10 protein-coding genes and 8 pseudogenes are annotated in these 13,065 nt (G+C 36.6%); 7 read left to right on the forward strand and 11 right to left on the reverse strand.

Annotated features, from left to right (window positions below; genetic code table 11):
- Positions 1 to 222: 222 nt before the first annotated feature.
- Positions 223 to 656 (forward strand): annotated as a pseudogene (locus EEL30_00410) (Tn3 family transposase).
- Here EEL30_00410 and EEL30_00415 read toward each other — a convergent pair.
- Both EEL30_00415 and EEL30_00420 read right to left on the reverse strand, forming a co-directional pair.
- Positions 657 to 1,010, reverse strand: a pseudogene (locus tag EEL30_00415) (hypothetical protein).
- A 415-nt stretch (positions 1,011 to 1,425) separates the two neighbouring features.
- The gene (locus EEL30_00420; protein QDX91031.1) at positions 1,426 to 1,500 is read right to left on the reverse strand and encodes a hypothetical protein; all 75 of its coding nucleotides are present in this window, start codon (positions 1,498 to 1,500) and stop codon (positions 1,426 to 1,428) included.
- 167 nt (positions 1,501 to 1,667) lie between these two features.
- Here EEL30_00420 and EEL30_00425 point away from each other — a divergent pair.
- A pseudogene (locus EEL30_00425) lies at positions 1,668 to 1,998 on the forward strand (recombinase family protein).
- A gap of 108 nt (positions 1,999 to 2,106) precedes the next feature.
- Here the strand turns inward: EEL30_00425 and EEL30_00430 are convergent.
- Positions 2,107 to 2,889, reverse strand: coding sequence for a hypothetical protein (locus tag EEL30_00430; GenBank protein ID QDX90977.1), 783 nt, complete (start codon positions 2,887 to 2,889; stop codon positions 2,107 to 2,109).
- Here EEL30_00430 and EEL30_00435 point away from each other — a divergent pair.
- Positions 2,820 to 2,954, forward strand: a pseudogene (locus tag EEL30_00435) (hypothetical protein). The gene EEL30_00430 and the pseudogene EEL30_00435 overlap by 70 nt on opposite strands.
- Here EEL30_00435 and EEL30_00440 read toward each other — a convergent pair.
- A complete protein-coding gene (locus EEL30_00440; protein ID QDX90978.1) occupies positions 2,914 to 3,195 on the reverse strand; it encodes a hypothetical protein in 282 nt (93 codons plus the stop codon). The pseudogene EEL30_00435 and the gene EEL30_00440 overlap by 41 nt on opposite strands.
- A 491-nt stretch (positions 3,196 to 3,686) precedes the next feature.
- On the opposite strand from EEL30_00440, the gene EEL30_00445 reads away from it, so the two are divergent.
- Both EEL30_00445 and EEL30_00450 read left to right on the forward strand, forming a co-directional pair.
- Positions 3,687 to 4,220: an ABC transporter permease gene (locus tag EEL30_00445; GenBank protein ID QDX90979.1), complete on the forward strand. Its 534-nt coding sequence runs from the start codon at positions 3,687 to 3,689 to the stop codon at positions 4,218 to 4,220.
- A 352-nt stretch (positions 4,221 to 4,572) separates the two neighbouring features.
- Positions 4,573 to 6,273 carry a pesticidal protein gene (locus EEL30_00450; GenBank protein ID QDX91032.1) on the forward strand — a complete coding sequence of 567 codons (1,701 nt, stop codon included), beginning with the start codon at positions 4,573 to 4,575 and terminating at the stop codon, positions 6,271 to 6,273.
- 113 nt (positions 6,274 to 6,386) lie between these two features.
- On the opposite strand, the gene EEL30_00455 is transcribed toward EEL30_00450, so the two are convergent.
- Positions 6,387 to 6,605 (reverse strand): hypothetical protein, encoded by a 219-nt coding sequence (locus EEL30_00455; GenBank protein ID QDX90980.1) that lies wholly within the window; start codon positions 6,603 to 6,605, stop codon positions 6,387 to 6,389.
- Positions 6,606 to 6,662: 57 nt separating this feature from the next.
- Between EEL30_00455 and EEL30_00460 the strand changes: the two are divergent.
- Together EEL30_00460 and EEL30_00465 are read left to right on the forward strand one after the other, a co-directional pair.
- A pseudogene (locus EEL30_00460) lies at positions 6,663 to 7,021 on the forward strand (ABC transporter permease).
- A gap of 349 nt (positions 7,022 to 7,370) precedes the next feature.
- Positions 7,371 to 9,065 carry a pesticidal protein gene (locus EEL30_00465; protein ID QDX91033.1) on the forward strand — a complete coding sequence of 565 codons (1,695 nt, stop codon included), beginning with the start codon at positions 7,371 to 7,373 and terminating at the stop codon, positions 9,063 to 9,065.
- Positions 9,066 to 9,219: 154 nt separating this feature from the next.
- On the opposite strand, the pseudogene EEL30_00470 reads toward EEL30_00465, so the two are convergent.
- The 6 genes and pseudogenes from EEL30_00470 to EEL30_00495 form a co-directional block, all read right to left on the reverse strand.
- Positions 9,220 to 10,068, reverse strand: a pseudogene (locus tag EEL30_00470) (IS4 family transposase).
- Positions 10,069 to 10,211: 143 nt separating this feature from the next.
- Positions 10,212 to 11,558, reverse strand: a complete 1,347-nt coding sequence (locus tag EEL30_00475; protein QDX90981.1) for a DNA repair protein MmcB-related protein — start codon at positions 11,556 to 11,558, stop codon at positions 10,212 to 10,214.
- A 94-nt stretch (positions 11,559 to 11,652) separates the two neighbouring features.
- Positions 11,653 to 11,913: a hypothetical protein gene (locus EEL30_00480; protein ID QDX90982.1), complete on the reverse strand. Its 261-nt coding sequence runs from the start codon at positions 11,911 to 11,913 to the stop codon at positions 11,653 to 11,655.
- Positions 11,913 to 12,158, reverse strand: a complete 246-nt coding sequence (locus tag EEL30_00485; protein QDX90983.1) for a hypothetical protein — start codon at positions 12,156 to 12,158, stop codon at positions 11,913 to 11,915. The genes EEL30_00480 and EEL30_00485 overlap by 1 nt, the downstream gene beginning before the upstream one ends.
- A gap of 288 nt (positions 12,159 to 12,446) precedes the next feature.
- Positions 12,447 to 12,527, reverse strand: a pseudogene (locus tag EEL30_00490) (oxidoreductase).
- A 237-nt stretch (positions 12,528 to 12,764) separates the two neighbouring features.
- Positions 12,765 to 12,920: pseudogene (locus tag EEL30_00495) on the reverse strand (oxidoreductase).
- Positions 12,921 to 13,065: the final 145 nt, after the last annotated feature.

Genomic DNA, 13,065 nt, shown 5'->3' on the forward strand with positions numbered 1-13,065 from the left:
CATTAAAATATCGTGGTTTACTCTATCAAAGAATTTCTCTATGTAAGAACGAAAAGAGCTGGGTCAAAGAGGATTCGTCATCACGAATTTTCTCTTTAAGTTTCAATATGGATTTCGGATGTATACGAATTTGGCTTCCTTCAATCGCCGAAAGGCAGATACCGTTTACCATTATCCCTGCTTGCAGGTACGCACGAATTATCTTCAATAGTCGTTTATCAAATTAGGGAATTTTTCGGCTTTAAAGAACTTACGGCAAAGGACAATGATTTTTTGACAGATTGGTTAACCAAACAAGTTCACTTTACACACGATACAGACTATTTAAAAGGTCAGGCATTTTGAAGAAGAGTTTCATAAGGAAAAGGAATCAGATATTTTAACTTTTCGTCAACTTTTATCTTCTCCCAGCAAACCAAGTGTAAACACCATGGAAATGGAAGTTAAAAATTGTTAGCGATTCGGCATCTACACATTCCTTCAAGATTATTTCATCACCGAAATTAGTAAAGAAATATCGACTTCGTGCAGCTACTGAGACAGTGACAGAATTGTGTGCACACCCTGCACCCATTCGCTATACCCTTCTTGCCATTTTATTTTCGCATCGTCATGAAGAAGTTATTGATTATTTAGCTGATTTATCGGACGAAATTTAGTCCCTCCGTAAAGTATCCTCCGCCAGTCTCCTCTTCCATATATTCATCTTCTATATAGGCGAACAAATCACTTGATATATCTTGATTGAAAACTAATATCTTGTCGCTAAAAGTAGGAAATCTAAGATAGGGCTTGGTTGGTGGAACCAACTCTGCACCAAATGCAATTTTAAAATCAATCCATTTTGGTGAATTTATCGATCTGAAACGTTCTGTAATTTCAGGATATAAATCACCACCATTTGTGTACAGCCTCGTTACTGTTCTATTATTTAACCCTTCATTTAAAACGTTTTGTGGATTTATATGTATATCGCTATCTTGTTCTATTACTGTATGGTATAAATACAAAATTATCGCTCCTCGACTTATATTTCCAGCATTTTCTTCTTCAACATTACTGCCCTTAAATTGAGAAACGTATAGAGAAAGAGGACTGCTCTGTTAGCTCTCATCAACTCCGTTATCGCGCTCGTAATAATTGAATAATAAAACTTAATCGGTTAACTCTAATTGTTGTTTAATAAATTCAAATAAATTGTCAGCTTTTTTTTCGCCTTTTTCTTGACCTTGATATCATGCAACAACTGGGCATTCGCCATTGTCCAGTTGGGTTGTATCCAAACAATAAATCCAATCAGCTCCAGGCTCAAAAAATACAACATAGCCGTCTGGTATATCGTACTCTTTCCAATCCATCTTGTTGTCTAAACTTATGAACATCGTTTAAACCAATTCCATCAATATCTAAACCTTCAAAACTAACTTAGCTATACTCCTTTAATAGCCACTTATACCTATCAGGTAAAGTCACATGTAATGTATTTTCAATTTCTTTTATTTTCTCTTCAGAAGTTCCAGCTAACTTATGAACACTTCTATTTTAGATAAGGTTTTTAAGTTCCTTCTCGTACATATAATAATCACCACGAATTCATAACATCGGAATGCATCTCTTCATAATTTTAGCATAATCCCTAACATTGTTGTTCCACAATTTGGCCCGATCAGTTAGAAGAGATGGCGATGCAATTCATTTTCATTTCTTTAAAAGAAAATATGGATACAAGAACCTCTACGGGCAAAGCCATGTTCCAAATGATGTGCGTTATTGCTGAATTAGAAAGAAACCTTATTGCTGAGAGAGTAAAGGAAGAGTAAAAAACGTGGAAAAACATAAGGTAGACCCAAGTTGGATAAAGAAAAGCTTGTTGTTGCGCTACGGATGTATGATAGTAAAGAATATTCTATAAAAGAGATAGTCTCAGTAACTGGAATATCTCAAGGTTCCTTATATAGAGCCATCAACAGAAGAAGGCTTGAAGAAATAGAAAAATAGGACGCGTTCTATTTTTTCTCCAATTTTACTTTGCGGTCTACAGCAGGAACCCTGTCACTTATCCTAAAACATGGAAGTCTTTCTTTAGCATTGATCATTGTAAGGAAATCAAACAAGATTCAGTTTATTAATTGCATCGTGATTGACATTCCCATCCTTGGTGAATAGAGACCCAGCTGGAAGAGCAAATTCCCTCTCATCCGTTCTTCGATATACAATAAGATCATTAGGAAGCTTTGCTTCTTCTTTTTTAAAGAGACTGTCAATCCTATGAATGAACGTATCAATATCAGAAATTCCGGGATGTTTGTCAGCCCCCCTTAATATCCTATTTAGCATTGGGCCGTACGCCACGTAACCGTCCATAAATTTTTTGTCTTCTTTTGTCACTACAGTATCCGAAAGTTTTATTTTAGTTCCAAATTCTTTAGCAGCATCTATATCACTTTTAAAGTCTAATGGAGTTGTTTGTTCTTCCTTCAATTGAGTATCAATTTCATTAAATCCTTTTTTGCTTATGTCATCCATGTACTTAAACATTTCTGGTGCGTAAGCTTTTAATACAGGTTCATAACTAGGTTCATAATAATAGGCAAAGGCCTGTGCAAACACTTCCCGAAATTCATTGATGTGTTCTTTCACATATGTGGTATCATACTCACCTTCATGAGGAGGTAGATGTGAAAGAAGTAAGGCGCTTGCATCTTCGTCTGCTTTTGCTTGATGTACAGCATCTAAAAATGTTTCATTTACAAAAACATTTTCTCCTAACGTGTCACGAGCGATTGCTTTTCCTATCTCATAATATACCTCTTTGCTACGAAAAAGAGAAACAGATAAAAGATAGCGAAGGAAATGAGGTTTCCTTAGATTCTCATTTTGTCTTTTCAATAGGTGGTAAAAACCCGGCTCTGATTATCCATACAGAAGAGTATTCGGACAGCCACAGCAAAAATCACGGAGAGTAAGATTTTCTGCTATACTTTTTTCTGTCAGATGAATTTTTCCTCCTGCTTTCTCGTACATCTCCAATACTTCAGGTGAAAGCTTATTTAATAGTGCTTGGGTATCTTGTAACCGTTGTTCTTCTTCACTCTTAACCTCTGTTGTTATAATTCCTTTCATAATTTCTTTCATTCTTTCTTCTCGGGATTTCTTCGCCCGTTCTTTCTTATTTTTTTCTTTTACATCTTCCACATCCTATATACCATTTGCTCATGAGTAATATAGGAAAATGCTGAAGAAGTGAGTGTTAAAGCCAACAGTATCGTAGTTGTACTCAGGCCTTTCAGCATTTTAGTTCTTTGTGGTATCTAAATTTGTTTTGAAACCCCAAAAGTTACAAACCATTATAATTGTGATTTCTAGAATAAAATGGTTTAAAACAAAAACAATTAAAACCAGTTAAGTTCTTAAATAGATTAATTACATTTTTCGGTAAATTCATTCCCTCTTTGTTTATCATTTTTCTCATAAATATATATTGGTGCCTCAAAAAATTATTTGAGGAATGAGATCAACCTGTTATACATATATTCTTCTGTAACCAAAGGCGATATTAGTGTAAGACATCTAATTTTCTTGGAACCAAGAACTTGATTAATAAATCTGAATAGAGTGATTAGGCAGATTGCATCTTGTTCACCAAATACAGTTAGAAAACGGTGAAAGGAGGTGATGTCAAGCAAATGAATACTAATCATGATCATTTGGAGAGCCCACGTCATTCTAATTCAGAATTACCATTCCATTCTACACCGGAAGGATATCAAAAGGTACCGTTTTGTTGTGTGATTCCTATCCCTCATGGATTTGAACTTACATCTTATTGTAAACCAAAGTTGATCTATCTTCTGAATTGTGTAGGGCTCGTAACAGAAACATGCAGAAAAACGGTTAAAGTTGATGACTGCGGTAATGCAGAAGTTGACTTACACATGTTAAAAGTAAAAGGATGTATCCCTTTTATTACCAATGTAGAAGTGAAACCAATAGGTAAACAAACAGGATGTTCTTCTGAGTCCCATAGTAAAGAAATTTCTATTTGTTGTACCGAAAGTATTTGTGTGGATCATGTACTGAAATGTAGTGTAGAACGCATCCCCCATCATCACTTGGATTGCCATAATGTAGTCGTTTGTGATTTGAAAGCAATCCCTACACATGAAGATCATTGTCAGTTCGTTAAAATTATGGGGAACTTTCAATTTCATTATGTATAGGATCTGAAACATGTGAGCGGGGACCATTTGGTTGGATTTAGAATCCTAATAATTATGAGGAGGCTATTGTATGAACAATAACTTTAATGGAAATGGTTTAATTCCTATGAATGACAATGTTATTAGTGGTGATCTTGTTACAAATGATTGTACACCATGCCATGGTTCTATTCCCATAAATGCCATGAGAAAAGATCCCTTTCGCACAATGACAATACAAGAATTAACATATGAATGGACAGAATGGAAAGAAAATAGTCCCTCTTTATTTACACCAGCAATTGTAGGTATCGTTACCGGTTTTCTTCTTGATGCATTAAAAAAAGAAGCAAAAAGCCGATTATTACAATACTTGCAAAACCTTATATTTCCTAGTGGTAGCACACTAACGATGGAAGAGATTTTACGAGCAACAGAACAATTTGTTAAGCAACAGCTGGATACTTTGACCTTTAATCGTGTGTCACAGGAACTAGTAGGTTTACAAAATGCAATAGATGTCTTTAACGACTCAGTAGATGATTTTTTACAAAACAGAACTGGGATTTCACCAGCGGCAATCGAAGACTCTGTTAATACCCTGCAAACATATTTTGTTGGTAGATTGCCACAGTTCCAATTAAGTGGCTATCAAGTAGTATTATTACCTTTATTTGCCCAAGCGGCCACTCTTCATTTAACCTTTATAAGAGATGTTATCATTCATGCTGATGAATGGGGTATATCTGCAGCTCAATTGACCAGGTATAAGGGATATCTTAAACGATATGTAGCTGAACATTCTAATTATTGTTTAACCACCTATGATACTGAATTTAAAGCAAGATTTTATCCAAGAGCAACTTTAAGAAACATGGTAGAATTTAAAACCTTTATGACATTAAATGTACTAGACTTTGTTTCAATTTGGTCATTGCTTAAATATGAAAACCTATTTATAAGCACTAGTCCAAATTTATTTAATATAGGGAATAATACTGTTGACGAGGGCAGTTATCCGATCTCGTATTGGCCGTTCTTTAACTCCTATATTCAAGCTAAATCGAATTATGTACTATCAGGGGTATCAGGGAGTGCCGACCGCTGGACTTGGAGTGATCCTATCTTTGGAAGTTACCAGCAAGATTTACTTTATTATATTACAACATCATATGTAGGTGGAATACAAGGAGCAAAAATTGGAAATCAGCTTGTTGTAGCCGAAATCGAAGAACAAATTAGAGCTGATACACCAGCAGTCTTCGGGAATCTTCCATTTAATTGTACATTACGGAATCCGATAGGTGTACCATATTACTCTACCCGCTTCAATGAATTTAGAAATGGAGCATTAAATAGAGGATTCTATCGTAGTGACAACTATAGAAGTAATGATAGTACGTGCGGTCTTGGACTCGGTTTTGTTGGTAATTGGGTATATTATCCAGATTATTATATTACGAATATTTCTGCAACAGTAAAAGTAGACGGAACAAGTAGTCCAAATACAACGCCGTTATATTTTGGAGAAAACAGACCGATAATTTCTGATCGTGGTGTAGATAAAGGTATCGCTATTTATAATAGGAAATCAAATATAGCTGGTACATCTCAAAATGGTACAATTATACATCAAGCACCTAATGATGGTACAGGTTTTACGATATCTCCATTGCATCCGACTACTGTTTCAGCAGCAACTATTGTCCATGTTCGAGAGAATTATGGAAATAGTGGTGATTCACTCCGCGTAACAGGAACTTCCAATATAGATTACACTATCTCAGGAAATGGGCAAGATCGCTACAGATTATATTTGAGATTATCTGGAGGCGGAACCGTAAGTGCATCTGTCAATAATTCACAGGTAGGGACAGTAAATGCGTTCAATACAAGTAATAATAACGATGGAGTTATAGACAACAATTCAAAATTTAATGATTTCGTTTTACCTACCACTTTTGTTTTAAATGCACAATCCCGATTAAACTTGACTATTAATGCAACTTCATCTAGTCCAGTTGATGTAATGAATATCATCTTGCTTTCAGTAAATGATTCTCCCCTTTATTAAATCATATATTTACTTTTGTCTTTGAGAAGGTATGGAATTTGTCTGTGTGGGTGAATAAGTAGGAATATTTGTTAAAGCCAAGAAGCTGCTTAATGTTGGTGCTCTTCTTGGCTTTAACTTGCTGTTGAGTATCTCGATTCCTGACGAGACATAATTTTTTCACCCGCTTTTCCATGCATTCCCAATACTTTGGGTGAAAGTTTGTTTAGTAGTGTTTGGGTATCTTGTAATCTTTGTTCTTCTTCACTGTTAACCGTTGTTAGAATTCCTTTCATAATTTCTTTCATTCGTTCTTCTCGTTCTTTCTTTATCTTTTTTCTCTTTATCCCCATTTTTTATCTTCTACATCATGTATACATTTGCGGCATGAGTAATATAGGAAAACGCTGTTAGGGCTCGTAACAGAAACATGCAGAAAAACGGTAAAAGTTGATGATGTGGTAATGCAGAAGTTGACTTACACATGTTAAAGTAAAAGGATGTATCCCTTTTATTGTCAATGTAGAAGTGAAACCAATTTGTGAACAAACAGGATGTTCTTCTGAGCCTCATAGTAAAAAAATTTCTATTTGTTGCACAGAAAGTATTTGTGTGGAATCATGTACTGAAATGTAGTGTGGAATGCATCCCCCATCATCACTTGGATTGCCATAATGTAGTCGTTTGTGATTTGAAAGCAATCCCTATACGTGAAGATCATTGTCAGTTCGTTAAAATTATGGGGAACTTTCAATTTCATTATACATAGGATAGATATAACGACAAGCTGGAACCATTTGGTTGGATAAAAAACCTAATGATTATAAGGAGGGGATTTTATGAACAATAAGTTTAATGGAAATAACTTCAGCGGGAATAGTTTAACTCCTATGAATGACAATGTTATTAGTGGTGATCTAGTTACCAATGATTTTATCCCCGTAAATACAATGAGAAAAAATCCTTTTCGCAGGAGGACAATACAAGAATTAACAAATGAATGGACAGAATGGAAAGAAAATAGTCCTTCTTTATTTTCACTAGCAATTGTAGGTATCGTTACCGGTTTTCTTCTTGATGCATTAAAAAAAGAAGCAAAAAGAAGGTTATTACAATACTTGCAAAACCTTATATTTCCTAATTGCAGCACACTAACGATGGAAGAGATTTTACGAGCAACAGAACAGTTTGTTAAGCAACAACTTGATAATTTGACCTTTAATCGTGTGTCAGCTGAACTAGTAGGTTTGGAAAACAACATAAGAACCTTTAACGAACAAGTAGATGATTTTTTACAAAACAGAATTGAGAGTACACCAACCGCAATCATAGATTCTGTTAATACCATGCAACAATTATTTGTTAATAGATTGCCACAGTTCCGATTAAGTGGCTATGAAGTAATATTATTACCTTTATATGTACAAGCAGCTACTCTTCATTTAACCTTTATAAGAGATGTTATCATTCATGCTGATGATTGGAATATACCTTCAGCTCAATTGAACACGTATAAGGGATATCTTAAAAAATATGTAGTAAAACATTCTAATTATTGTTTAACCACCTATGATACTGAATTTAAAGCAAGATTTTATCCAAGAGCAACTTTAGGAAACATGGTAGAATTTAAAACCTTTATGACATTAAATGTACTAGACTTTGTTTCAATTTGGTCATTGCTTAAATATGAAAACCTACTTATAAGCACTAGTGCAAATTTATATAATATAGGGAATAATACTATTAGAGAGGGAAGTTATCCGATCTCATACTGGCCGTTCTTTAACTCCTATATTCAAACGAATTCGAATTATTTACTGTCAGGGGTATCAGGGCGTGCCTGGCGCTGGTATTATCATAATCCTATCTTTGGACAGTACTCTCAAGATATACTTTATAATATTAATACATCTTATGTAGGTGGGAAACAAGGAGCAACAGTTGGAGTTCAGCTTTCTTCAACCGAAATCAAAGAACAAGCTAGAGCTGATGTACCAATGGACTTTGATAATATTTCATTTAATTGTGTATTACGAAATCCGATAGATGTACCATATTACTCTACCCGCTTCCATGAATTTACTGGTGGATCAGCAGGTTCTGGTGGATACCTTCGTAGTGACGGCTTCAGAAGTAATGATACTACGTGCGGTCCCTCCTTTATTGGTGATTGGACATATTATCCAGATTATTATATTACGAATATTTCCGCAACTGTACAAGTAAACGAAACAATTCAAAATACAACACCGTTATATTTTGGAGAAAATAGACCCATAACTTCTACTTATGGTGTAGATAAAATTGTCGGTGTTTATAATAGGAAATCAAATATAGCCGGTACATCTCAAAATGGTACAATTATACATTTAGCACCTAATGATGGTACAGGTTTTACTGTATCTCCATTGCATCCGACTATTGTTTCAAGACCACCTGTTGTCCATATTCGAGAGAATTTTGGAAATAGTGGTGATTCACTCCGCATAACAGGATCTACCAGTATAGATTACACTCTTTCAGGGAATGGGCAAGTTAGCTACAGATTATATTTGAGATTATCTGGAAGCGGAACTATAGTTGCAACTGTTGATAATTTACAGGCAGGGGCGTTAAGACAGTTCAACACCGGTACAGATAACGAAGGGGTTATAGACAACGATTCAAAATTTAAAGATTTCGTTTTACCTTCCACTTTTGTTTTAAATGCACAATCCCGATTAAACTTGACTATTACTGCAAATTCATCTAGTCCAATTGATGTAATGAATATCATCTTGCTTTCAGTAAAAGATTCTCCTCTTTATTAAATCATATTTACTTTTGTCTCTAAGGGGTACCACCACATCGCCATCAACTTAAGAATCCACTATAGATGGATAGTAGTTATTTTTTATCGGGCTAACCTATACATGATAAAAGTGTGCATGATAAATACAACCTGAGCGGGTCAAAATTTTTATACTATGAAGCTCGATCTTGAGACATGGTATAATTGTATACGACACCCAGTATATCAAAGACTGTCTTTTTCTCGTATCGATGAGATTTCCGCCCGTTACGCTGTAGGAGGTTGAACAGGCGAAGGAGAACCTTTGACATTTCTGTGGTGTCTTTTTCTATGGATCTATGTAGAAGTGGAAAGTAATCTTGAATCATATGTATGGCCTTGTACTCACTCAGTTCCTTTTTTCGTTTTCTTAGTAGAAGGTCCCGCATTCGAAACATGGTGGAGGAACAAATAAGAATACTGATAAGTTGCCCGTACAGGTGACATTCTAAGCGTTCTTGTTTGATTTCCTTACAATGATCAATACCAAAGAAAGACTTCCATGTTTTAAAGAGAATTTCGACTTGCCAGCGTAATGAATACAAATGATGAACATTTTCGGTAGGAACCTCTGTCGAGGGGGCATTCGTAATATAAATATTGATAGCACTTAATCGTTTACTTCTCTCCGAGTACACAATTCCTTTCTTTTTTTCTTTAATAGCTTGATCCCTCCGTCGCTTTTGAATCTGTTCTTCTGTCAGCCGATGAATAATAACCCGGGTTGATAGCTTTTGATACTGACCTATGTAAACATTGGATATCTCATGTGTCTCGCCTGGTTGGATTTGATTCATAAGGTCTTCCATATTTAACTGGATATACTCAGATTTCTTCTTTATTTTTCCATCTTTGAAGTATTCCGGTTGAGGAATTTTTTGGTATACACGATTATTTAGCTTTAAACGAGAAATATAATAAGCTCCTCTCATATCCATATGTTCGAAATCCTGTAAATCAAAGTAGCCTAAATCACGAATACAGGGGTAGCACCAACATTTCGGAATTATCTTAACTAGTCAGAATGGGTGACTTTACAGTATTCAATGTAAGGTTACCCATTCTTTTTATTTCTTTAAAAACTAGATATCTATATTCAATTTTATAGTATTTATAGTACATTGAGTTAGGTGTTTAAGATGGAGGGTGTAGCCCAAGCGAAGGCGCAGGATGTTATAGCAATTTCCAGTGATTCGCCTCGTTTAGCCGGAAGAAGCAAGCCTGCATCTGTCTTTCCTTTAAGCTCTTGCTTCTCATAGGACCAGTCTGCTAAATAAGGAAGTGTACAAAAATAAAACTCATCGCAAGCGTCAAGGTAGCTTATCCATTTTTCGTCACCGAGCAGATCGCTCCGGGATGCTTTCACCTCAATGATGACGATGCGACTTTCCTTATTATAGCCGATTACATCCACACGCCGACCATTTTCTAGCACTAGTTCCGATATAACAATAAAGCCTTGGTCAAATAACCATCGCATTGCTTTTTGCTGCAGTTCTCCGTGCGTTCGAAGATCCGATGCAGATAGCGTATTGCGAGCCTCAACAGCCTCCATAAACGACTTCACTGAAGACTTCTTCTTTTTACTAATCGTCCTCTTGATTTTTTCTTGCTCTTTACGTATCTCCTGGAGCTGCTGTTCCATCTTCTTGAGCTGAGTCGTCAAACTTTCCGTGATAAGTGCCTGTCCATTCTTATAATAGGGGCTGTTCGGAAACTCATAATAAGTAGTAAAGCCCGAATCCATTTTCTTTTCCCAGCGCTCATATTCCCTGTCTTCATCCCACAACACATTGCCGCGATGCTTCAGCCGATGCCGATAAGCCTCGATAAATTGATCTAGGTCCGGAATCAAGTAGAGATATTGGGAATCGTCATAGATGGCCAATTTCTTTTTCTTTAAATCCTGAAACCACAAGCTATCTACTCGTTTCTTGAGGCAATACTGTTCAGCTATAATGCCTACATGTTCAATGATGAACGCCTTTATATCAGGGCCGTATCGGTCAAATTCAGAAAGACTCGCTTCTATTTGCGATTTGAGCCGCTGACACTCGTCCTCTTTAGCCGCAAGCTGCTTGGACTGTTCTTCCAGACGTGCGATACTTCGCTCTGCTTCATCTTGAAACGCTTGGACTCGCTCACGTTTTTCCGCCAAAGCTTGAACTAGCCGCTTTAAATCATCCCGCGTGGTGTTTTGATCGCACGTGGCCAGTATTTCTTCAAGACCTAGCCAATCGCATTTTTTAAACAGATCGGCAATGTAAAGCACCTTGAGTCCCTGTGCTTTCACGGCATCAAGAGCGGACTGACTCAGATGTTCTTTCGCTGCTTGCAGAATTGAGCGATATCGAGACAGACGTTTTACTTGGTCCAACGAGAGCGCATGCTTAGCAGCGGCGGCAGATACTGATACTCCATCTTGTAAGTCCTCTAGCACCAGCAAGCTTCGGTCATCTTTACCTGTAATCATGGCGACCCTCCTTGGAAAAAGTGTACAGTGCCTTAATATCAGGTAGTGATCATTTCATTTACGATCCTTCACTATTTAAGTACCGAATCTCCTATTAAAAGAGCCCTTCTTTTTGCTCTGCAATATACCTCATAATACTTGTAGCATCTTTTGTTTCGAAATTTTTTACCCATAATATTTGCTTTCCTTCTTTTTTATAAACGCAGGTTGTTCTTTTTCCGACTGTTACAAAAATCGACCCTCTTTTATACCGCAACCTGCCACCAATTACACTGCGACCACGTTCAACTCTAACAGCAGTATGGTCATCTGGGATAAATCCATTTTCTAGTAAACTTTCAATAACTTTCTCCATTAGCTATTAAAATAAGCAGACATCATTTCAACATCTTTTTTTGAGAGAAGCATGCTTGAAAACTCCTCCCTGACAGTACTCATTTCAAAACTTCTCAAGATAAGCACTGTAGATTTAATTTTATCATTCGGCAAAATCAAAATAACGGATCTCATATCACCTTGCGTAGAAATTATGTCACTAAATATTGTGTAGCCCTGCTCAAAATAAAGAGTTAAAGCCTCATCCATTTTTTTGAATTTCACTGGTTGATCCACCTTTCCACCCCTACCTTCTACAGATTTTTTATTTAAGTCATACCAAGCGTTTCGGCTTATTCATCGCTTCTAAGTCGTTTGGATCGACCCTAGAAAGGAAAACTCTACTATAGTGTAGAGAACAGTACCCTAGTGCCTGGCGTTTTTCTTCACAACCTTCAGCTGCACACAGGTCCGGATTTAATTTCGAAACTGGCAAAGGAATCGGACCATAGATCCTGTTCTCACCAAGGTAGTTGCGGTTGTATGGCTCTTTATGATATTTTTTACTCGCTATTTTGTTTCTTTGATACCACTCTCCGTAATGCTTTTGGCACAACCCTTTGGTCTTGCTAGGGTGCTCTTCTTCGCTGTCAAGCAAGCAGATGTAGCAAGTACTTTCTCTAGCTATCTCCATAATCGAAGTAATTTCAGAAAGTTTTTCCATATCCGTTTTTTCAGACTCGATTATGTTAGAAACTTCTGAAACTAAGGAAGAGAAGCGTTTTTTCGACCTAAAAAGTTTTTTATGGTTCTCTTTCATTTTGGAACTCTCGCGCTTAATTCGTCAAATATCCGTTGTATGTTATCAACCGTTCCCGTCTCCGAACCTGACAACCACGCGAGAGTTTGCTTCTCACTGTCCGTTAGCTCACGACCTAGTGCATCCTGGATAGCGATGAGCCGTTCGGCACGGCACGCATACTTCTCAATCACTTCAGGCTTCAAGCCGTTGTATTTATCTGTAAAATAATTTCTTACATCGAACATATGTATATCCCATCCCTTTCTGATAAATTTTCTATTTTACATCTTCTCACTGGCAGCCGCACTCTCATCGATTTTATAACCCCCGCCAAGATCGACCAGGCGGGGTGTTTGTTATTTCATCTCATTCAAGGCGTACTGATAAAGG

It is taken from the genome of Brevibacillus laterosporus (genome assembly GCA_007833815.1).
Lineage (GTDB): Bacteria > Bacillota > Bacilli > Brevibacillales > Brevibacillaceae > Brevibacillus_B > Brevibacillus_B laterosporus_D.